This window comes from Clostridium vincentii (assembly GCF_002995745.1).
Classification (GTDB): domain Bacteria; phylum Bacillota; class Clostridia; order Clostridiales; family Clostridiaceae; genus Clostridium; species Clostridium vincentii.
Genome location: NZ_PVXQ01000029.1, coordinates 23505 through 44986, shown reverse-complemented (window position 1 = coordinate 44986; position 21482 = coordinate 23505). Strand labels below are relative to the sequence as shown.

19 protein-coding genes are annotated in these 21482 nt (G+C 30.6%); 5 read left to right on the top strand and 14 right to left on the bottom strand.

The window, feature by feature from the left end; genetic code table 11:
* Positions 1–270 precede the first annotated feature (270 nt).
* Positions 271–1947 carry a 2-oxoacid:acceptor oxidoreductase subunit alpha gene (locus CLVI_RS12350; protein WP_106060435.1) on the top strand — a complete coding sequence of 559 codons (1677 nt, stop codon included), beginning with the start codon at positions 271–273 and terminating at the stop codon, positions 1945–1947.
* On the top strand, positions 1948–2799 hold the full coding sequence (locus tag CLVI_RS12345; RefSeq protein WP_106060434.1) for a thiamine pyrophosphate-dependent enzyme: 852 nt from the start codon (positions 1948–1950) through the stop codon (positions 2797–2799).
* A gap of 65 nt (positions 2800–2864) precedes the next feature.
* Here CLVI_RS12345 and CLVI_RS12340 read toward each other — a convergent pair whose 3' ends face one another.
* Positions 2865–4421 (bottom strand): ABC-F family ATP-binding cassette domain-containing protein, encoded by a 1557-nt coding sequence (locus CLVI_RS12340; protein ID WP_106060433.1) that lies wholly within the window; start codon positions 4419–4421, stop codon positions 2865–2867.
* A gap of 52 nt (positions 4422–4473) precedes the next feature.
* Complete coding sequence (locus CLVI_RS12335) at positions 4474–5031, bottom strand: DUF3867 domain-containing protein (RefSeq protein WP_106060432.1); 558 nt, start codon at positions 5029–5031, stop codon at positions 4474–4476.
* A gap of 332 nt (positions 5032–5363) precedes the next feature.
* On the opposite strand from CLVI_RS12335, the gene CLVI_RS12330 reads away from it, so the two are divergent.
* Positions 5364–6005, top strand: a complete 642-nt coding sequence (locus CLVI_RS12330; protein ID WP_106060431.1) for an undecaprenyl diphosphate synthase family protein — start codon at positions 5364–5366, stop codon at positions 6003–6005.
* 277 nt (positions 6006–6282) lie between these two features.
* Here CLVI_RS12330 and CLVI_RS12325 read toward each other — a convergent pair whose 3' ends face one another.
* From CLVI_RS12325 to metA, 4 genes are all read right to left on the bottom strand, one after another.
* Positions 6283–7704, bottom strand: coding sequence for a HAMP domain-containing sensor histidine kinase (locus tag CLVI_RS12325; RefSeq protein ID WP_106060430.1), 1422 nt, complete (start codon positions 7702–7704; stop codon positions 6283–6285).
* Between the two features lies 1 nt (position 7705).
* Complete coding sequence (locus CLVI_RS12320; protein ID WP_106060429.1) at positions 7706–8407, bottom strand: response regulator transcription factor; 702 nt, start codon at positions 8405–8407, stop codon at positions 7706–7708.
* 118 nt (positions 8408–8525) lie between these two features.
* Positions 8526–9878: a sodium-dependent transporter gene (locus tag CLVI_RS12315; protein WP_106060428.1), complete on the bottom strand. Its 1353-nt coding sequence runs from the start codon at positions 9876–9878 to the stop codon at positions 8526–8528.
* A gap of 96 nt (positions 9879–9974) precedes the next feature.
* Positions 9975–10895: a homoserine O-acetyltransferase MetA gene (metA, locus tag CLVI_RS12310; RefSeq protein WP_106060427.1), complete on the bottom strand. Its 921-nt coding sequence runs from the start codon at positions 10893–10895 to the stop codon at positions 9975–9977.
* A gap of 204 nt (positions 10896–11099) precedes the next feature.
* On the opposite strand from metA, the gene ade reads away from it, so the two are divergent.
* A complete protein-coding gene (gene ade / locus CLVI_RS12305; RefSeq protein WP_106060426.1) occupies positions 11100–12839 on the top strand; it encodes an adenine deaminase in 1740 nt (579 codons plus the stop codon).
* Between the two features lie 29 nt (positions 12840–12868).
* Here the strand turns inward: ade and yidA are convergent, their stop codons facing one another.
* The gene (gene yidA, locus CLVI_RS12300; RefSeq protein ID WP_106060425.1) at positions 12869–13675 is read right to left on the bottom strand and encodes a sugar-phosphatase; all 807 of its coding nucleotides are present in this window, start codon (positions 13673–13675) and stop codon (positions 12869–12871) included.
* A 170-nt stretch (positions 13676–13845) separates the two neighbouring features.
* Between yidA and ytaF the strand changes: the two genes are divergently transcribed.
* Complete coding sequence (gene ytaF / locus CLVI_RS12295; protein WP_106060424.1) at positions 13846–14469, top strand: sporulation membrane protein YtaF; 624 nt, start codon at positions 13846–13848, stop codon at positions 14467–14469.
* A 50-nt stretch (positions 14470–14519) separates the two neighbouring features.
* On the opposite strand, the gene CLVI_RS18000 is transcribed toward ytaF, so the two are convergent.
* From CLVI_RS18000 to CLVI_RS12265, 7 genes are all read right to left on the bottom strand, one after another.
* Positions 14520–14651, bottom strand: a complete 132-nt coding sequence (locus CLVI_RS18000; protein WP_278320528.1) for a clostri-philic family protein — start codon at positions 14649–14651, stop codon at positions 14520–14522.
* A gap of 58 nt (positions 14652–14709) precedes the next feature.
* On the bottom strand, positions 14710–15375 hold the full coding sequence (locus CLVI_RS12290) for a peptidylprolyl isomerase (RefSeq protein ID WP_106060423.1): 666 nt from the start codon (positions 15373–15375) through the stop codon (positions 14710–14712).
* 28 nt (positions 15376–15403) lie between these two features.
* Entirely contained in the window at positions 15404–15811 is a 408-nt protein-coding gene (locus CLVI_RS12285; RefSeq protein WP_106060422.1) for a DUF3785 family protein, read from the bottom strand.
* A gap of 48 nt (positions 15812–15859) precedes the next feature.
* Positions 15860–16630 (bottom strand): ABC transporter ATP-binding protein, encoded by a 771-nt coding sequence (locus CLVI_RS12280; protein ID WP_106060421.1) that lies wholly within the window; start codon positions 16628–16630, stop codon positions 15860–15862.
* Entirely contained in the window at positions 16631–17293 is a 663-nt protein-coding gene (locus tag CLVI_RS12275; protein WP_106060420.1) for a hypothetical protein, read from the bottom strand.
* 48 nt (positions 17294–17341) lie between these two features.
* The gene (locus CLVI_RS12270; protein WP_106060419.1) at positions 17342–17914 is read right to left on the bottom strand and encodes an FtsX-like permease family protein; all 573 of its coding nucleotides are present in this window, start codon (positions 17912–17914) and stop codon (positions 17342–17344) included.
* Positions 17915–18035: 121 nt separating this feature from the next.
* Positions 18036–21440, bottom strand: a complete 3405-nt coding sequence (locus CLVI_RS12265) for a VWA domain-containing protein (RefSeq protein ID WP_170065662.1) — start codon at positions 21438–21440, stop codon at positions 18036–18038.
* Between the last annotated feature and the right edge of the window lie 42 nt (positions 21441–21482).

The following is a 21482-nucleotide window of genomic DNA, read 5'->3' as shown; positions in this document are numbered from 1 at the left end:
GATCCAGATTTATTTAAATCACTATTTCCATGGAGTAATCTTCCTGCTGAATGCTATTTAAATAAAAAGGATTGAAAATAAGCGGTTAATGACTGTCAACGTGACGAGTTATTAACCGCTTACATATTATATATACCTCCCAAATAAGAATTTAATCCTAGTATCACACTACTATTTTCTTCAATATATAAATTATAATACTATGATTTAAGAAAAAATAATAATATTATGAATATTTGCAAATCTAAAATATGAAAGGAAGTTAAAATTATGATTTATAATCTTCTTATTGGCGGTACAGCTGGACAAGGTATGGAAACACTTGCCTCTATATTAGAAAAGCTATTAAAGCGAAAAGGTTTCGAGACTTTTACAATACAGGATTATATGTCCAGAGTTCGCGGTGGCCACAATTTTTTCCAGATTCGTTTTGGAAACGAAGAAATAAATTCTCACTGTAATGCAATTGATGGCATTATAGCTTTAAATACCGAAACAATTCAATTGCATATAGAAGCTTTAAAAGATACAGGCTTTATCATTTCAGATGATGAAATAGATTATAAAGATGCTAGAGTGTATAAACTTCCCTTGAAATCTTTAGCAAAAAGTATTGGCAACCCTAAAGTTTTTGGAAGTATCGCACTAGGGGCTCTTTTAAAATTGTTTAATCAAGATTTAAGCTTTGTTTACGATCTTTTAGCAGAAACTTTTAAAGAAAAAATTTCTAGTCAAAATTTAACTGCTTTTGAAACTGGTCTTAAAGAGGTTTCTGTAAAATATGATATACAGTCAATGGGAAAAAATAGTAATATTTTAATAAATGGTAATGATGCCATAGCCCTTGGAGCACTTGCCTCAGGTTGTAAATTTTACTCAGCTTACCCTATGACACCTTCCACAAGTATTATGAATTACCTTTCTTCAAAAATTGAAGAAGCTGAAATTGTTGTGGAACAAGCTGAAGATGAAATAGCTGCAATTAATATGGCTATTGGTGCATCTTATACTGGAGTCAGATCCATGACTGGCACCTCTGGTGGTGGTTTTGCCCTTATGGTTGAAGCTGTAGGCCTATCAAGCATGTTGGAAGTGCCTCTTGTAATAGCAGAGATACAAAGACCAGGTCCTGTTACCGGCTTGCCAACCCGAACAGAACAAGCAGATCTTAAATTTGTTATTGCTGCCACACCAGGGGAAGTGCCTAAAATGGTTATTTCACTAAGGGACCCAGAGGATGCCTTTTATCAAACAATGAGAGCCTTTAATCTTGCTGATAAATATCAAATTCCAGTAATTTTACTTGGAGATCAATTCCTTGCAGATAGTATTAGAACTGTAAAACCCTTTGATTTTGCAAAGGTTAAAATCGAGAGACATTTAAACGATGAAGACTTTGCAGGGGATAAGGAATATAAAAGATATTCCTTAACTAAGACAGGTATATCTCCAAGAATAATTCCTGGCAGAACACCTGGCAAAACTGTTTTAGTCGATAGTGATGAACATGATGAATCAGGACATATTACCGAATCTTCTGCTGTAAGAATTGCAATGAACGATAAAAGACTTAGGAAAATAAATTATCTAAAAGAGGAATTACTTGAACCTGAGTATTTAGGTGAAGCGACCTTTGATACATTATTAATTGGTTGGGGTTCATTATATAGTCCAATTAAAGAAGCTGTTAATATTCTAAACTCGTCAGGCAAAACTAAGTATGGTGCTTTGGTTTTTGGAGATGTTTGGCCATTTCCAGATAAACTTTTAATAGATAAGGCTTCAAAAGCTACAAAGATTATAAATATTGAACAAAATGCCACAGGTCAACTTGCTCAACTAATAAGAGAGAATACAGGGATAGAGATTAAGAATAATATCTTAAGATATGATGGAAGACCTCTATGTGCTGAGGATATCATAAATAAACTAAGGGAGGTTAAGTAAATGAGTGATTGTAAAATTTGCACCTCAGAGACAGCATGGTGTCCAGGTTGCGGAGATATTAATATACTTGATACATTAAAAGAAAGTCTTATAGAACTAAATAAGCTTCCACACCAAGTACTTATCGTGGGTGGAATTGGTCAAGCTGCTAAAACTGCTCAGTATATAAATACTAACGGATTTTGTGGTCTTCATGGAAGATCGTTACCACCAGCAGTTGCTGCAAAAATTGCTAATAAAGACTTAACTGTAGTTGTTGATACAGGAGATGGGGATTCTTATGGCGAGGGAGGAAACCATTTTATACACAACATTAGACGAAATGTAGATATAACACATTTTGTACATGATAATCAGATTTATGGACTAACAAAAGGCCAAGCGTCACCAACTTCAGATTTTGGCCATGTTACAGAAGTTCAACCCTTTGGTTCTAATAACATTCCAATGAATCCAGTACTTCTTGCAATCACACTTGGGGCTGGCTTTGTTGCAAGAGCTTTCAGTAGTGATAAAGAAGGCCTCAAAGAAATAATGAAACAAGCAATAAATCATAAAGGTTATGCTTTAGTAGATATACTCCAACCTTGTATTAGCTTTAATAAGATAAATACTTATATGTGGTATAAAAAAAGAGTTTATAATTTAGAAGATGGTTATGATCCAACAAATAAATTAAAAGCTATGGAGAAAGCTATGGAATGGGGAGACAAAATTCCCTTGGGGATTTTATATCAAGAAGAAAAAGAAGATTTTCATGATAAAATTGATTTTTTAAAGAATGGTCCTGCACTAGTAAATAGTGAATTTGATTTAGAGAAGATTAAGAGTTTTATGAAAGATTTCCAATAAGAAAAGCAAACTATGAATACTACTGTTCATAGTTTGCTTTTTGAATTTATAGTAAATTTTTATTATTACACAATCTTTAATGTCCATTCCTCACAATTCCAAATATCAGTAACCACATCCCTATAAAATTCAGGTTCATGGGATACTAAGAGTATAGATCCTTTATATTCATTAAGAGCTTTTTTTAGTTCATCCTTAGCATCTTTGTCTAAATGATTAGTAGGCTCATCTAAGATTAATATATTAGTTTCATTATTAAGAATTTTACATAGTCTAACCTTTGCAGCTTCTCCTCCTGAAAGAACTCTTATCTTAGATTCTAACTGCTTATTAGTTAATCCGCATTTAGCTAAAGCTGCTCTAATTTGATATTGTGAGTATCCAGGAAATTCTGCCCAAGCCTCTTCAATACAAGTATTATTATTACCACTTCTATCCTCTTGTTCAAAATATCCTACATGTTGGTAATCTCCCCTTATAGCCTCACCACTTAAGGGTTTAGTTAATCCTAGAAGGCTCTTTAAAAGAGTAGTTTTTCCCAATCCATTTGCTCCAACTAATGCAATTTTTTGTCCTCGCTCCATATAGAGGTCTAATGGCTTAGTTAAAGCAGTTTCATATCCTAATACTAGATCCTTGGTTTCAAAAAGAACTTTTCCTGCAGCCCTTGCAGTTTTGAAAGTAAACTCGGGCTTTGGCTTATCCTTTGAAAGCTCAATTACTTCCATCTTATCTAATTTCTTTTGCCTAGATTTAGCCATATTAGAAGTTGCAGCATTAGCTTTATTTCTAGCAACAAAATCCTCAAGACGATTTATTTCCTTTTGCTGTTTATCATAGGCCATTTCTAATCTTTTTTTATTCTCTTCATAAATTCTTATAAATTCATTATAATCTCCCACATATCTTGTAAGCTTTCTTTCCTCTACATGATATATTAAATTAACTACATCATTTAAAAATGGAATATCATGAGAAATTAATATAAAAGCATTCTCATAACTTTTCAGATACCTTTTAAGCCATTCTATATGCTCTTCATCAAGAAAATTGGTAGGCTCATCTAAAAGTAATATATCTGGATTCTCAAGTAGTAATTTACCTAGAAGAATTTTAGTTCTTTGTCCCCCTGATAAATCATCTACATCCTTATCTAGTCCTAATCCTACTAAACCTAGGCCTTTAGCTACTTCCTCTACTTTTGCATCAATTATGTAAAATCCATTATTATCTAATAAATCTTGAATTACAGATGTTCTCTCAAGCATTTTCTCGAGTTCTCTTTCTGTACAATCTCCCATTTTTTCATATAGGGTATTCATTTCTTTTTCCATATCAAACAGGAATTTAAAAGCTTCCCTTAAAGAATCTCTTATGCTTGTGCCCTTGATAAGTTCTACGTGCTGATCCATATATCCAGCTCTAACATTATTAGACCAGGTTGCACTCCCTTCATCTGGCATTAATTTACCTGTTACTATATTCATAAAAGTGGATTTACCTTCACCATTTGCTCCAATAAGTCCTACATGTTCACCTTTTAATAATCTAAATGAAACATCCTCAAATATAGCTCTGTCTCCAAAACCGTGGCTCATATCCTTAACAACTAATACGCTCATATTTCCCCCCTATAAAAGGCAGAAGAGATAATTATCTCTTCTGCCCTCTTATTTAATAATCATATTTTTCAGTATCTGCGCAAACTCTTATAGCCAAAGGTTTATCTTCTCTAACCTTTTTATAAGAGCATAAGAATTCATTTAATTCGTTATCAGCTAAGTCCACCTTACCCTGACTTTGAATTATTACATTGTCATCCTGCAAAATTATCTCAATATCATTTTTTTCATTTTTTATAGTATAAATTGAAATATTTTTTGTAGAAATTCTATCCTTATATTTCTCTTGGAATCCCATATTCTTTTTTATGCTTTCATAGCTAATTTCATTACCACCAAGATTTACTCCTACAGTCTTTAGCTGCTCATCAATAATTGAAGAATCAAACCCATATCTCTCCATAAGTTTTTTTTGTATATTTAAAAACTTATCCTGTGAAATGTTATTGTCCTCCATATATTTATATATGTTTTTAGTAAAGTCTGCCATAGTGATTTTACCTTCAGCCATTTCATAGTATAAAGAATACATATATTCTTCTATCCTATCTACATCTTTATCCTTAGCCTTATTTCTAAGATCATTAAAATCAATAATTTTATCGTCCATATAATCATCCCTTTTCTATATATTACTCAAACATAATTAGCACTTCTATTCTTTTAAACACAATCTTAGTTCTATATTAGTTCTTTCTTTTACAAGTATATAATTAATTATTGTATATATCAATAATTAGTTATATTAACAAAAAACTAATATTCAAGTTTTTAGGTGAATTATCCATTATTTAATATAGTTTTACTTAGGGAGGATAAAAAAGATTAATATGGTAAAACTATACCTATACTATTTAAGACACAATTAAAGAAATAACAAACCAGTATGCTTGTCTATTTTGTCTGTTATTTTATTTCATGTGCCTAAAAGGAGCGATAATTATGAGGATACCTGATCATATTGGAATTATTCCAGATGGCAATAGAAGATGGGCGCAAGGACAAGGAATGACTAAAGATAAAGGCTATGCCCTTGGTATAAATCCTGGACTTTTACTATTTAAACAGTGTGAAAAATATGGAATAAGAGAACTTACTTATTACGGCTTTACCGTAGATAATATGAAAAGACCCTTAGCTCAAAAGCAAGCTTTTGTAAATGCTTGCATTGAATCAGTCGATATTTTATCTAAAGAGAATGTTGAAATATTGGTAATGGGAAACACAAATTCTCCTTCTTTCCCAAAAGATCTTTTACCATATACTAAAAGAAGAATTTTCGGCAAAGGTGGTACTAAGGTTAACTTCTTAATGAACTATGGTTGGGAATGGGATTTGAATTTACTTAAGACTTCTGACAAAACAAAGAAGGATATTGTTCATAACATTAGATCAAATGATATTTCAAGAATTGATCTAATAATAAGATGGGGTGGCAGAAGAAGATTAAGTGGTTTTCTCCCGGTTCAATCTGTATATTCAGACTTTTATGTCTTAAACGATTATTGGCCAGATTACAAACCGGAACATCTTGATACTGCTCTAGACTGGTATAATACTCAAGATGTTACACTAGGAGGCTGAGAAAGTGGCATGCTCCCTTCGGGAGAGTTGATAATTGACACACTTGGGCGCCCCTGTTGGGAGTTGATAATTGAGAGTGGACACCAATAGGTGCCCCTTACGGGGAGTTGAAAGTTATGGATAAAAAATTTATTATATTCTTCTATTCAATAATTTTGCAGAAAAAGTGAAAGTCCGAATCTCTGATTTGGCTACTTGATCTTTCTCCTGAGAACTTTTACCCTAACTCTCAACTATCAACTTTCAACTCTCAACTCAAGCAAAGCGTCCTCCCTGTTTAAATATCCTTATACATCCTTATGGCAAAAATAGTTTTATCTTCGTCTTTACTAGGATCTAAAGAAATCTCTCCTCCATGATTACTAATAATCTTGTTTGCAATAGCTAGTCCCAGGCCAGAACCACCATCACTACCTCTACTTGTATCTCCTCTAATAAATGCTTCAAAGACCTTACTTCTTATACTTAATGGTATACCTATACCATTATCTGCAACATAAATCATAATATACCTCTTATAATTCTTAAGTTCTATTCTTAAGGTAGTCTTTTCAGGATTATATTTCAAGGAATTTTCAATTAAATTAGTTACAGCCCTTCTAAATAATCTACCATCAATTTTAAGATTTACTACTTCCTCTGGTATTATAACTATTAACTCAAACTTTTTCTCCTCTATTTCATCAAAGTAAGCTACAACTATCTGCCTTAAAAACTCACAGATATCCACCGTTTCAATTTTCAAAATATACTGAGTACTGTCCATTTTAACAAATTCAAATAAGTCATCAACTAACTCTCCAACTCGTTCTGACTTATTATAAATAGTTTTATAGTACTTTTGTTTTTTATCCTCATCATCAACTAATCCCTCATAAAGTGCAGCTGAAAAACCTCTAATAGTTGTAATTGGAGTTTTTATATCATGGGATAAATCTATAAGCATTCTAGTTTTACTCTGTTCAAGCCTACTATTTTCTTCCCTGCTATTTTTAAGCTTATCAATAAGGAAATTAATTGTATTACTAATCCTAACAAATTCCCTCTCTCCCTCTATAACAAGCTTTTCTTCATAGTCTCCTTCAAGAACTTTTCCTAAAGCTTCATCTATCATTTTTAAAGGTTTATTTATCTTTCTAGCAGTCAAAATACTATATCCTAAAATACTTACTAAAGATATAATTAACGCAATAGATACCACTTTTAAATATAAAAAGAGTATAGGTTTCCCTACCTGGAGAGGAATTTTTTGAATATTTAAAGAAACATTAACTTTCTCATTAGGTATTCTTACAAGAACTATATAATCCTTCCCGTTCTCAGCATTTATGCTATTACACCCTACATAGTATTTAGCATTTTCTCCACTTCTACTAATAATATCTATAAATTCTGTTTCCGTATAATTATCCTTAAGTATATCTGGAAGTTCTCCCTTTCTATAGACTACTTTTTTATCTAAATCTAATACCTCAATATATCCACCAATTTTTTTTAAATCTGATGGATCTATATCCTTATAATCATTATATTCTCCTCGAATCAAATCATAAATTGGAGCCTTATTATTATGTACCTGTTTTGCAAGGCTTACGCTCACTACAATATATGCAATTACAAATATACCTGATAGAACTACTAAAAAAGTTATGTAATATTTAAATAATGCAACAGATAGCTGCCCATTCTTCTTCGACATCTTACTTTACCTTCTTTTCAAATTTATACCCTAATCCCCTAACAGTCTTTAAGTACACTGGATTCCTAGAATCTTCCTCAATTTTTTCTCTCAATCTACTAATATGTACCATTATAGTATTATCACCGCTTAAAAATTGTTCATTCCAAACAGCTTCAAATATTTGATTTTTAGTTAATATTCTTCCTGAGTTTTGCATTAAATACTTTAATATTCCATACTCTATTGATGTAAGTTCTATTTCTTCATCTCTAACAACTACCTGTACATTGTAAGAATCTAATTTTATATCTCCTATAGATATAACTTGTTCTTTCTCTTCATCAGAAATCAAACTATTACTCCTTCTAATTTGAGCATTAACCCTTGCTACAACTTCTAAAGGATTAAAAGGTTTTGAAATATAATCATCTGCTCCTAAATCAAGACCTAATATTTTATCTGCATCCTGATTTTTTGCGGATAACATTATTATAGGCATTGTATATAATTTTCTAATTTCTTTCACAACTTTATATCCATCTGCTCTAGGCATCATAATATCTAGTATTGCTAAATCAATATCCGTATTTTCCTTTATCTTTTCAATTCCATCTAGACCATCTTTAGCCTTGATTATTTCATAACCTTCCTTCTCTAGATATAATTCTAAAATTTCTAGAATTTCCTTTTCATCATCACAAACTAAAATTTTTCCCTTCATAACTATTCCCCCCATGGTAATAGACTTAATTTATACAAAACATTAAAAATTATTCCATATATTAAAAAAAGTCCATATAATTGGACTTTTCTTAATTATACAATATTTAGCTTTATTTTTAAATGAAAGTCTTAAGGAATATTACAATAATTAAGATTGGCGTAATATATCTCATAATAAATAATAGAATACTGACTATTCCTTCATTATTTAATGTTCCTCCATTAGTTAACTCATCTCTTACAAATCCCTTTTTAATAGAAAAACCACATAATAAAATTATTAGTAATCCATTCAATGGTAATAGTATATTGCTAATTAATGCATCAAAGGCATCAAAAATGCTGAAATTAAAGATTTTAATCTCTGCAAGTAGTCCCTCTGGATTAGCTGATAATGCCGCTAATGATCCAAAAGCAAGAATAATTGCAACATTTATCACTAATGCCTTTTTTCTGCTAAACTTAAATTCCTCAGTAAAAGTTGCAATTAGCACCTCTAGCAAAGAAATTGAAGCTGTTGTAGCTGCCATTGCTGCAAGAAAAAAGAATATAACTACTAAAAAACTTCCACCAGGCATCTTGGAAAATATAAGTGGTACTGTATTAAATAATAAGCCAGGTCCACTACTTGGTTCTAATCCAAATGAAAATACCGCAGGAAAAATAGCAAGGCCTGCAATTAAAGATACTGCTGTATCTGCAATAGAAACCTTAACTCCTGTAGCAATAAGATTATTATCATCAGTAAAATAACTACTATATGTAATCATACTTCCAGTTCCAACGGATAACTTAAAGAAAGCTAGCCCTAGTGCCGCTAAAAATGTTCCTATACTAATTTTAGAAAAATCAGGTTTCAATAAAAAACTGACCCCTTCCATAGCTCCATCTAACGTTAAACTTCTTATTGCTAACAAGAGTAACAATCCCATTAGAATAGGCATTGTTATTCTTGTTAGCTTCTCTATGCCACCTTTAACTCCCATTGCTATGATTGTTCCTGCAACTATTAAAACTAACAGTTGTCCTATAATCGGTGATACAGGTCCTATACTTGTGTCATTAAAAATTTTGGTCGCCCCTGCAGCATCAATACCCTTAAAGGTTCCAACTATTGCTTTAAATACATAGGAATAAACCCATCCTGCAACTACTGTATAAAAAAATAGCAAAACATATGTTGCTAATATACCAATGGTTGATATACTTCTAAAGACTTTTTTATTTGTAACTTCTTTAATTGCACCATAAACATTTTTCCTAGTACCTCGTCCAATAACAAATTCACTTATTAAAGTTGGTAATCCAACTACTAATACACAACCTAAATAGATAATAATAAATGCTGCTCCTCCATTTACTCCTACCACATAAGGAAACATCCATATGTTTCCCAGTCCTACTGCTGAACTTAAGGTTGCAAAGAACACTGAAAAGCTAGATGAAAATTTTTCTCTTTTTTGTTCCACGAAATTCACTCCAATATCGTAATATTTTTATCTTTAGTATTATTCATAACTAATATATCTATACTAAATTAAATGTTAATGTCTTTAATTTAGTATTTATTTTTTTATATCTTCAATATTAAAAGGAGTATTTTGATAAACACAATAATTTAACCAATTTGCAAAAACTATATGTGCACTTCCCCTCCATCTCATATCTGGTTTTAATTCCGGATTATCATCTGTGAAATAATTTCTAGGAATATTAATCGCTAACCCCTTTTCCTTATCTCTATCATATTCATCCTTTAATGTATCTCTATCATATTCTAAATGACCAGTAATAAAGATTTTTCTATTATCCTTAGTACCTATCATAAATACACCAGCCTCATCAGATTCTGAAAGTATTTCAAGTTCTTTAACTTTCATAACATCCTCTTTTAGAACTGTAGTATGCCTTGAATGTGGAGCATAGAAGCTATCACTTAATCCACGAGTAAGCTCTGCTCTCTCATTATTAATTTTATGCAAAAATACTCCAAATCTCTTTTCTTCTAATTGATACTTAGGAATACCATAATGGTAATATAATCCTGCTTGTGCACCCCAACAAATATGTAAGGTAGAAAAAACATTACTCCTACTCCACTCCATTATTTCTTTTAATTCATTCCAATAGGTAACCTCTTCAAACTCCATTTGTTCCACAGGAGCTCCTGTAATAATAAGTCCATCAAATTTTTTATTACATACTTCATCAAAATAATTGTAAAACTTATTTAAATGTTCTGCAGAAGTATTTTGTGAAGTATAACTTTTAGTTTGTATTAAGGTAATTTCCACCTGAAGGGGAGTATTAGACAAATATCTAAGTATTTGATTCTCCGCCTGTATCTTTTTAGGCATTAGATTTAATACTGCTATTTTCAAAGGCCTTATATCTTGAGTGTTTGCTCTTTCATTATTCATAACGAATATATTTTCATCTCTTAACACTTTATATGCAGGCAATTCTGAAGGTATTGTTATTGGCATATTAGCGCCTCCTTATATTAATCCATCAAGAATAAAATAATTCAAGTAATTATTTCATTTCCAATTTTACTATAATTTTAGTCTTAGATATATTATACAAAAAAAATCACTTAAATATAGCATTATTGAATTAAACGTATCTTTTTATTTATATTCATATACTATATACTAGAATGAAATACTATTTTAAGGAGTGAATAAAATTTGTATAACGTCTTTATAGAACAAATTAGAGGAGCCTCAAAAAGCATTCCTTCTGATTTAGTAATTAAAAATATAACTATCATTGATGTCTTTGGTCAGGATTCTTTTCTTGGAGATGTTGCTATAAAAAATGGTTATATAGTTGGTATTGGAACTTATGAAGGAACAACCGTTGTTGATGGGCGAGGTAAATATATCTGTCCTGGATTAATAGATGCACACGTTCATATAGAATCTTCTTTAACAACCCCTAAGGAATATTCTAAGGCTGCAATACTCCACGGAGTAACCACAGTAATTGCAGATCCTCATGAAATTGCAAATGTTATGGGGATAGACGGTATCAATTTAATGTTAGAACTAAGCCGGGATCTCTCTATAGATTTCTATTTCATGCTTCCATCCTGCGTACCTTCAACTTCATTTGAAAACTCAGGAGCAATTCTAAAAAGTGAGGATTTAAAACCTTTATATAATGAGGAAAGAATTTTAGGTTTAGGTGAAGTAATGGACTTTCCAGCAGTTTTGAATTGTGAAGAAGATATGATAGCTAAAATTAGCACTTGCCTAGATAATGATAAAAGAATCGATGGTCACGGGGCTGGGCTTACTTTAAATCAGTTAAATGCCTATTGCACTGCTAATATAAGAACTGACCATGAATGTCACCTGTCTTCAGAAGTAATTGATAGAATTAGACGCGGTATGTATGTATTAATTAGAGAAGGTACTGTAGCCAAAAACTTAAGTGAGCTAATTAAAGTTGTAAATGTGAAAAACAGCAGAAGGTTTTGTTTCTGTACTGACGATAAGCATATAGATGATCTAATTAAAACTGGAACCATTGATCACTCCATAAGATTTGCCATAAGTTCAGGATTACCTGCTCCTACTGCAATTCAAATGGGAACCCTAAACTCTGCTGAATGTTATAATTTGAAAAATACAGGTGCTATAGCCCCAGGATACAAAGCAGATTTTATAATCCTTGATGATTTAGATACATTTGAAATAAATTCTGTTTATAAAAATGGAAACCTTGTAGTTTCTCAAGGTGTAATCCTTACTGAAACTCTAAATAACTCTAATGATATAGAACATAGAAACAGCATAAACATTTCAACTATTGAAAAAAATGATTTAAAAATAACTACTAAGAATAAAAATTTGTTAAATATAATTGAAATTAACCCAAATAAATTAGAAAGTAATCACCTTAAGGTTAAGATAGATTCTTCCATTAAAGAATTTACCTCTTCTACCGAAAGCGATTATCTTAAAGTTGCTGTTATAGAAAGACATAAGTCTACTGGAAATATCGGCCTTGGAATTATTAAAGGTCTTAAAATACAAGAGGGTACAATTGCCACAACCATTGCCCATGACTCCCATAATTTAATTGTCTGTGGGACATGTGATGAAGATATGATCCTAGCATCAGAATCTCTTAAAGATCTTGGTGGTGGAATTATAATAGTTCATAAAGGTAATGTTTTAGCTTCTATTCAACTTGAAATTGGAGGACTTATGACAGCTCGCCCAACTAAAGATATACTAGAAGATTTAGAGAAATTACACTCAGCAATTAAAATAATAGCTCCAGATATAGATTTCAACCCATTTTTAACGTTGTCCTTTTTATCTTTACCAGTAATTCCAGATATAAAAATTACTGATAGAGGATTATTTAATGTTGTAGATTTCGAATTTATTTCTGTAGCTGAAAAAATAGAAGGATAAAACTCCCTTGAGTTTTATCCTTCTTAAAATTATACTAATATAAACTTTTCTATTACCTTAGCTACTCCATCCTCATTATGATCAGCAGTAATATAATCTGCTATTTTCTTAACATCGTCACTAGCATTTGCCATAGCAACCCCAAGTCCTGCATATTCTATCATATCTAAATCATTTCCAGCATCACCTACAGCAATAACCTCTTCTTGTTTTACATTTAAATGATCAGCTAACGCCTTTAAACCAACACCTTTTCCTGCATCTTTACTAATTATTTCTAAAAAGTAAGGAGTACTCTTAACTATATTATATTTATCATATAATTCCTTAGGAATAGCGTCTTCAGCCTTTTGTAATATTTCAGGCTCATCTATAAGCATTATCTTTATTATATCTTCATCCTCTTTAATTGAAGCAAAGTCACATATATTTATATCAATTTTATTAATGGTTGCTTCAACCTCAGTATACCTACTAGTCTTAGGAGTAATAAGCCCTCTTTTAGGTGAAAAGGCATGTATATTAACTCCTAAATTACAGCTTATATCATAAAAATAATGAAGATCCTTACCCTTTAAACCAAATTCACAAATTATTTTTTCAGTCTTTGTTTCTTGAACTAGACATCCATTATAGCTTAAAACATATTCATCCTCTTTCATTAAATCAAGTTCTTCTAAATATCTCTTTAATCCCTCAATAGGTCGTCCTGATGCTAAGACTATCTTAACGCCCTTTTCTCCTGCTTTTTTAAGGGCAGCTTTTGTCTTGTCCGTAACTACTTTTTCCGTGTTTAATAATGTACCATCCATATCTATCGCAATAATCTTATACATAATAATTCCCAGCCTCCATTTTTTCCTATTTAAATTCTTTCTTTATTATATCATAGAATGCCTTTTGTTTTTATATAGAACTATTAACAATTTGGATGTATATTTTGTAACTAAAGCTTTCACTAACTCATAATATAAGATAAACAAGAACTTTCTGGAGGTTGCATTATATGATACAGTCCCTCTTACTTGTCTCCTCAGTTTGTATAGATGCCTTTGTAGCAAGTATCGCCTATGGAACAAATAGAATTAAAATTCCAGTACTATCAGCTATTATAATTAGTTTTGTTGGATCTTTAATCCTTGGTATTTCATTGTTTTTCGGAGGATTTATCAAAGATTTTTTACCTGGTAATCTTCCTATCATCTTAAGTTTTTCCATACTAATGCTACTTGGAATATATAGATTATTTGAAGGCTTATTTAAAAATTACATTCAGAAAAAGCACAAAATAGACAAGCCTCTAACCTTTAAGCTATTTGATATACAGTTTGTACTACAGGTGTATGCAGATGAAACAAAGGCTGACTTTGATAAATCAAAAACCTTAACATCTAAGGAATCTTTTTATTTAGCTTCTGCTCTTTCCTTTGATAGTCTAGCTGTTGGTTTTGGTAGTAGTTTGGTTGGAGGAGGATATATACAAACTGTTTTTCTTTGCTTGATACTAGGAATTATAGCAGTACTAGTTGGGGTTTTCATTGGGAAAAAGCTAGTAGCAAAAACTAATATTAATCTATCTTGGCTATCCGGAGTTATACTTATGATTCTTGCATTAAATAAATTGTTATAAAAAAAAGCTGATATTATTTACATTATAAATAACATCAGCTAATTCTTATTTTAATGACTTTCATCCATACTTCCATAGGTTTTAGGATTCTTTTCATTTCCTACATTATTTTGACCTTCATGTAGTCTTTGTCTTCTCTGACCCTTTTGCATTCCTTCATTTGGCTTATTAGGTTTACTCATAATATCACTCCTCTACAACGATATTATGTCCCAAATATTCGAAGTTTATGAAAGTTAACTAGACTTTTTCTGGAGCATCATATTCTACTCCCTTAAGATCTACTTCAATAGATTCAATTATAACTTCTACATCGGGCTTATCCTTACCATTCTTGCCAGTCTCTGTTTCTGAAATTTTATGAACTATATCCATTCCTTCAATCACCTTACCAAAAGTTGCATATTCACCATTTAGTTGAGCTGCATTAGATTCATTAGTAACTATAAAAAACTGACTACCAGCAGTATCTGGTTCACTAGTTCTTGCCATGGATAAGACTCCTTCTTCATGTTCTAATGTGTTATACATATATCCATTGCTGCTAAATTCCCCTTTAATATTATATCCAGGTCCACCTTGACCAGTTCCTTCTGGATCTCCACCTTGAATCATAAAATCCTCAATAATTCTATGGAAACTTGTTCCATTATAAAAGCCACTATTTGCAAGGCTTATAAAGTTATTCACAGTGTTAGTTGCATATTGTGGATATAACTCTGCTTTAACTGTTCCAAAATCTTTAATTTTTATAGTAGCTACAGGTACTTCCTTTGGAGCTGCCACTTCTTCTCCCCATTCCTCTATCTTTTCTGTCTTTATATCATCACTATTTCCGCATCCCACTAAAAATAATACACTTACAAGGGTAGTAATTAAAGTCACTTTAAATAATTTATTTTTCATAGATTACCCCTCTCTAAATTAAGCCTTTCTAAATTTCGAATTCATCAATTTCTATCTCAAAGTCTCCACAATCACAACATACCATAATAGTTACTATGTAGCTATTATCAACCTCTTTTTGATTTAGAAGTCTTTTAAAACTAGTCTCCTCATCTTTAATGTCTAAACTATTTGTTACAACTTCGCAATCTTTTGTATAAAGATATAAATGATATTCAAAAAATTTATATATCTTTTTTTCTCCTGATTTTTCGCTATTGCAATTTTCACAAGGAATACTATAGTATGCCTTTTCAAAATCCAACTCTCTATTTTCTAGAATTTTTAATATGTCTTCTTCATCGATGTTTTGAACTGGCTTTTCTTCATCATTACGGAAAGCACCAAACTTATCTTCATCTAATACATATTCTTCTTTGTTAACAGTAAATTTCATATTTCTAATCTTCCTTTCTTACTTACTTAATATTTTTAATACATTATACTATTTTGCCATAACATTAAGCAAGTTTTGAGTTTCTCTTGATGTAACTTCCACTATGTCATAAAAAAATTGTTGTTGATCCTTTTCCCCTTTTTCTAAAATCTCTTCTATTTTACCATCCCTTAAAAACACAAGCTTTTTAGTGTAACTTGCAATCATAGAATCATGGGTAACCATAAGTATTGTTACTCCTTCCTTTTCATTTAATTCCCGTAAAAATTGTAGGAGCTCATGTGAATTTTTAGTATCTAAATTTCCAGTAGGTTCATCAGCTACTATAATTTTCGGATCTGCAACTAATGCTCTTGCAGAAGCTGCCCTTTGCTTTTGACCTCCTGAACACTCACTTGGGAACTTATACAAGTATTCAGTTATATTCAACTTTAGAGCAATTTTTTCTACTCTTTCTTTTATTTCCATTTTGCTCTTTCCAGCTAATGCCAAAGGAATACCTATATTTTCTCTTACAGTAAGAGAATCTATAAGATTAAATTCTTGGAATATAAAACCTACATTCTCATATCTAAACTTTGCAATTTCAGATTCTCCCATTACAGATACATCTTTCTCACCAATCATAACACTACCTTTAGTAACTTTATCAACTGTACCTATCATATTTAACAAAGTAGATTTACCTGAACCTGAGGGCCCCATTATACCAATGAAATCACCTTGACATATTGATATGCTAACATCATCTAAAGCCTTTACCTGATTACTCTCTCCATACTGTTTGATAAGATGTTTTGCAACTATTATCTCTTTCATCTATATTCCCTCCTTTATACTATTAAAAACTATCTTTCTATAGCCAATTAAAGAAATTGCTAAACTAATTAGAAATGCTACTAAATATATAGAAACTATTGCTATGGCACTAGTTAAATTCATTCCCCCTGATACTGTATTTCCTATAATCATAATTGATATTGGTAAAAGTGGTATAAATATAATTACTCCATATAATAATATTGTTTCTAAATCAATAATTTTATTAATTTCTTTATTTACATACCCAACTAGCTTAAGTTGATTAAACATCTTTTTTCTATTTACCCCTTCTATTAATATCTTGTACACAATAGTTATTGCCATAATACATATAACAACTACATAGGATATCATAGCTACGACTTTAACTTGTTGAGTCATTCCCTTGCTTGAAAACATTGATATTAAATATGTCACAGTTACTATTAAGGTTACTATTAGAAAATTACTTTTCCTTAATGAATAATGTAAATTACCAAATGCTATTAATTTAATCTTGTCATCATAAAAATATTTTTCTTTAAGTTTTAAAATTAATTTAGGTAATGCAATATTAACTACTCCTATCATTCCAGGTATTGCAATAAACTGAGATATTATTAATACCTGAGCTTTATCCTCTATGTTTATAGGTGATAAAACTACAATTATTGGAGCCAAATATAAAATCCAATACACTATTGCTGGAATCTTAATACTTCTATTATCTCATGTATACATGTTTTTTTGCTCTTTTAATAAGTCAATAATTTCTCTCCTATAGGTATATCCCATATCAATTATAATCATATCAATAAGTTGTACTACTATTATAGATAAGGTTACAGTTAATCCCTCAGGCGATAATCCGCCTTGGCTTGCATCTCCACCTAAAAATCCATAGGCAAAATTATTTACAATAGGCATCATTATAAAACCTATAGCTAGTCCAATTATTATACCTACTATTCCTAGCAGTAGATTCTGTATTGCTAATATAAGCCCAACTGAATAAACTGACCTTCCGCTGATAACTGCTATAGCAAGTTCCTTTGTTTTTCCATAAATAAAGTATAAGTTCGCAAAGGCTATAAATAATAATGACACTAATAATACAGTAAGCGCTATCCCTGAAAATGTATAATAAGCAACTTTATCGCTTTTATCTACGAAATCTTCGTTAAATAAAAGATTAAAATCATTAAAAACTATAGCAATTGAAAATATCATAGATACTAAATAAAAAATACTTTGCTTTATATCTTTTACTAACATTTTAATTGCAAATCGCACTACTCCCATAGATTCATCTCCTTATGATAAGCTTTACTTAATTATATCATAATTTGTCATTTTGTATAGAAATGTAAAAGCGTAGTAGAATTTTATTTCTACTACGCTTTTCTTTAAGTTACTATTACCTTTAAAATAAATCTGGCAATATTAATGGTATTGCTGCCTTATCAGGCTTTATTGTATATAACTTAGTACTTACAGCTCCTTTTCTATCTTGAGCTTGTATTCGTATTATCATATCTGTGTCCTCCGTTAATGTATCTTTTTTTATTGTTATATTAGTTAGAAAACCTGAATTATGATAAATATTATCAGGTACATATCCTAGTAGGTTAACTCCATTAACGGTTATGTTAGTAATTTTAACATTATCACCATCAATATCTTTAACTATAGTATCAAAGTTAAAATCTTGAGTAATCGGTACTTTAGTTGTACTACCATAATTTTTATCTAGATCAGGCGTAATTATAGTTGGTGCATGATTTGCACCCCTCTCTGCCTTAATAATAGTGTTCATGAATAATTTCATTTCTGAGTCAGGATATTCACTAGCATCTCTACTATTTTCACCAGTTCCTGAGAATGTAATATTTCCTCTAGAATAAGTATAATAATTATTTCTAACATCATATTGATTTATATTACTGCTCGTATTTGTACTCCCATTATTATTAGTTAAATTAAACCAAGGCACTACATTCTCATCTTCCAAATTCAATTGTAAATACTGACCATGAGTTCTTCTAACCTCTATAGTATCCCCTAAATCATAGGGGTAATTTGTAATTAGTGCTTTATTTGTATTATATACTATTTTACTCTCACTGGTATTTACATTACCTATACTCCAAGTAGTCGCTCCTTCCTTGTACTTATCAGTAATCGTTGGTTTATCATTATCGTGAGTAATCACATTCTCTTGTAAATCTTTGTTTTTATTCTGAGCATTGTTATATCTAGATTGACCAATATAGTCTTGAAACATTCGTATTATGCTATATTTAGAACTTGTAGATGTATTTATTATTCCTCCTGTATACCAAATAGTATCATGAGTAAACATTATCCCTTGTCCTGTTTTCCCAAATTTCTCTATTTCTTTTAAGGAGTTCTCCGTAAAGTTTTCTGCTGGAAAAGAATCCTTAAAACCAATAATAATCATAGTATACTGACCATTCAATATGGATGGACCATTATCTGGTGAATTTGCAGTTATTGCATTAATTTCTGTTATACTTTTCCTTGTAATAGTCATTTTATATCCTTTTTTATTAGTGTCTGTTACAAGGTTTTGAAATTTTGTATTGTTTTTTAAATCTAAATATGCATTCTTTCCATTAGATGAAAGCGCCGTTGTATTGCTTGTATCTATTTGCAATACATTAATCGGTATTGGATTTTCATCTAATAATTTCCTAAAGATAACTGAACCATTTGTATATGATCTAATATTATTATCTCTTACAACTTCTAACTTCCAATCTAGATATCCTAAAAATAGTGGATACTCTCCATACATATCATATTTTAGTGATATACTTCCATTGTCTAGATTTATATTTTCAACTGCTTTTACTATTTCTTCTTCTTTAAACAACCCATCTCCGTTTATATCCAAATATAAATTCACTGTAACTTCTTCATTTAATGCATCAGGAGAACTTACTTCAAAGATCATTTTTCTTTTTTCTCTAGAGCCCACATCATTCTGATTTTGTTCAGTATAAGGAGTGTCCCCTTCTGGATTTATTGAATTTATAGTTAATCCTTTATATTTATCTTCTCTATTCATATATGCAGTAACTATATTATCCACGCTTAATGCTGTAACTGGATTTTCATTTATTAAATTAGAAGTGTTCTGATTCGATGTTCCATTCGTAGCGTTGTAATGTTTATATAACTTTGTATCTACATTACAATTTATAATACCACTATCTGTATACACTACTTGTCCAGATTTTATAAAATCTTCAATTTCAATAGCCTTACGATCAGTTATATCATTATCCTTCTTATTATAATCATTAAAATTGTAGTTACCATCATTTAAACTTGTATTATCAACAAATCTACCAATTACTATAACATCATATTTACCATTCAACTTATCAGTTTTACCAATAAATTCAGCCATTGTTATATGTTCTATTGTAACTTTTGCATTGCTAAGCTCTACTGTTGACTCAATACCTGTTGTTATTTTTGTATTTGCATTTACAACATTATTGGTGATTTTAAAGCTATTTGCTGGTTCTATTTCTAAAATATTTATATTAGGTTTAAGAACATTTATAGTAGGTGTCTCTATAGGATTATTGAGTACCGGATTATCTAAGTTAATATAATACGATATATAATTTTTAAGACTATCACCATTAGTTGCAAACTTTAATTCTCCTGCTTTTCCTTGCTTAGGTTTTATTTTGAACGAAACCTCAAAATCTTCACCTTCATATTCATACTTACTCTTTCCTCCTGTGCTACTAGTAGGCATATAACGAATACTAGGCAAATCTATGGCACATATATCCTTATTATCTGTACTATATGTTAACCCATTTGCAGGTTCAAAATTTCCACCCAAATCAAAGTTTAGTTTAACACCCTTCAGACTATATGATTTATAATTAATGTCATCTAATCTTGTAGCTATCTTTTTACAAATCTCCCCGTTATCACTCCCACTTGTACTAGTATTGCTATTAATATCATTATGAGATTCAGCTGCTGAACTTACAAAGTAATTTTCTTCACTTCCACCTAAAGCTTTATGCCATTCTTTTAATTTTGAATAATCATTAACATAACTACTTGTTTTATTTAGTGCTAAAGTGATTACATTATATTGATTTGTATCAATAATAGGAATTTGGTCACTTGGCTCTCCTTCAGAAATTATAATAATATTTTTTATTGAATCCTTTTCATCATTTTTATTAAAAAACTTAACAGCTTCATTAATTGCATCCCCTAAATTTCTAGTATCTTTTGTTGAATTGGCTTCACCTAAAATATTTTTCACACTGTTCCCAACTGCTTCTTTATAATTTATTGCTGCTCCATTATTATCTTTTGCATTAGGATCTACTTCATTTACTTTCACATTTTCATTATAACTTATTGTTGTAAAATTGACTTTAGATATATTATTATCCTTTATTAAAGCGTTAACCATCTCATTAACTAGACCATTTTTTATTTTATCGGATTGTGTCATAGATCTAGACTTATCTAGAAGGAATACTACTTCCTTGTCATCTGTGTTATCAGTTTTAGTATCACGTGTAAACTCTTTGGTTGGGGTAATTTTGTAATTTACCGTGATTTCATCGCTTGCCTTAGCTGGATTTGGAGTGGCTGTATTTAATGTTACGGCTATTTCAGGCTCTCCATCAACTACGGCAAATACTTTTGGAATCCCAATTACTATCTGTAATAATATAAGAAAGCAAAAAACAAATATAATTGTATTTCTTTTTTTATGTTTATTATATTTTTCATTAAACCATTTCCAATTAAATTTCACCCTTCTCATCTCCTTTCTTTCCTATGACAAGAACATTGCCTA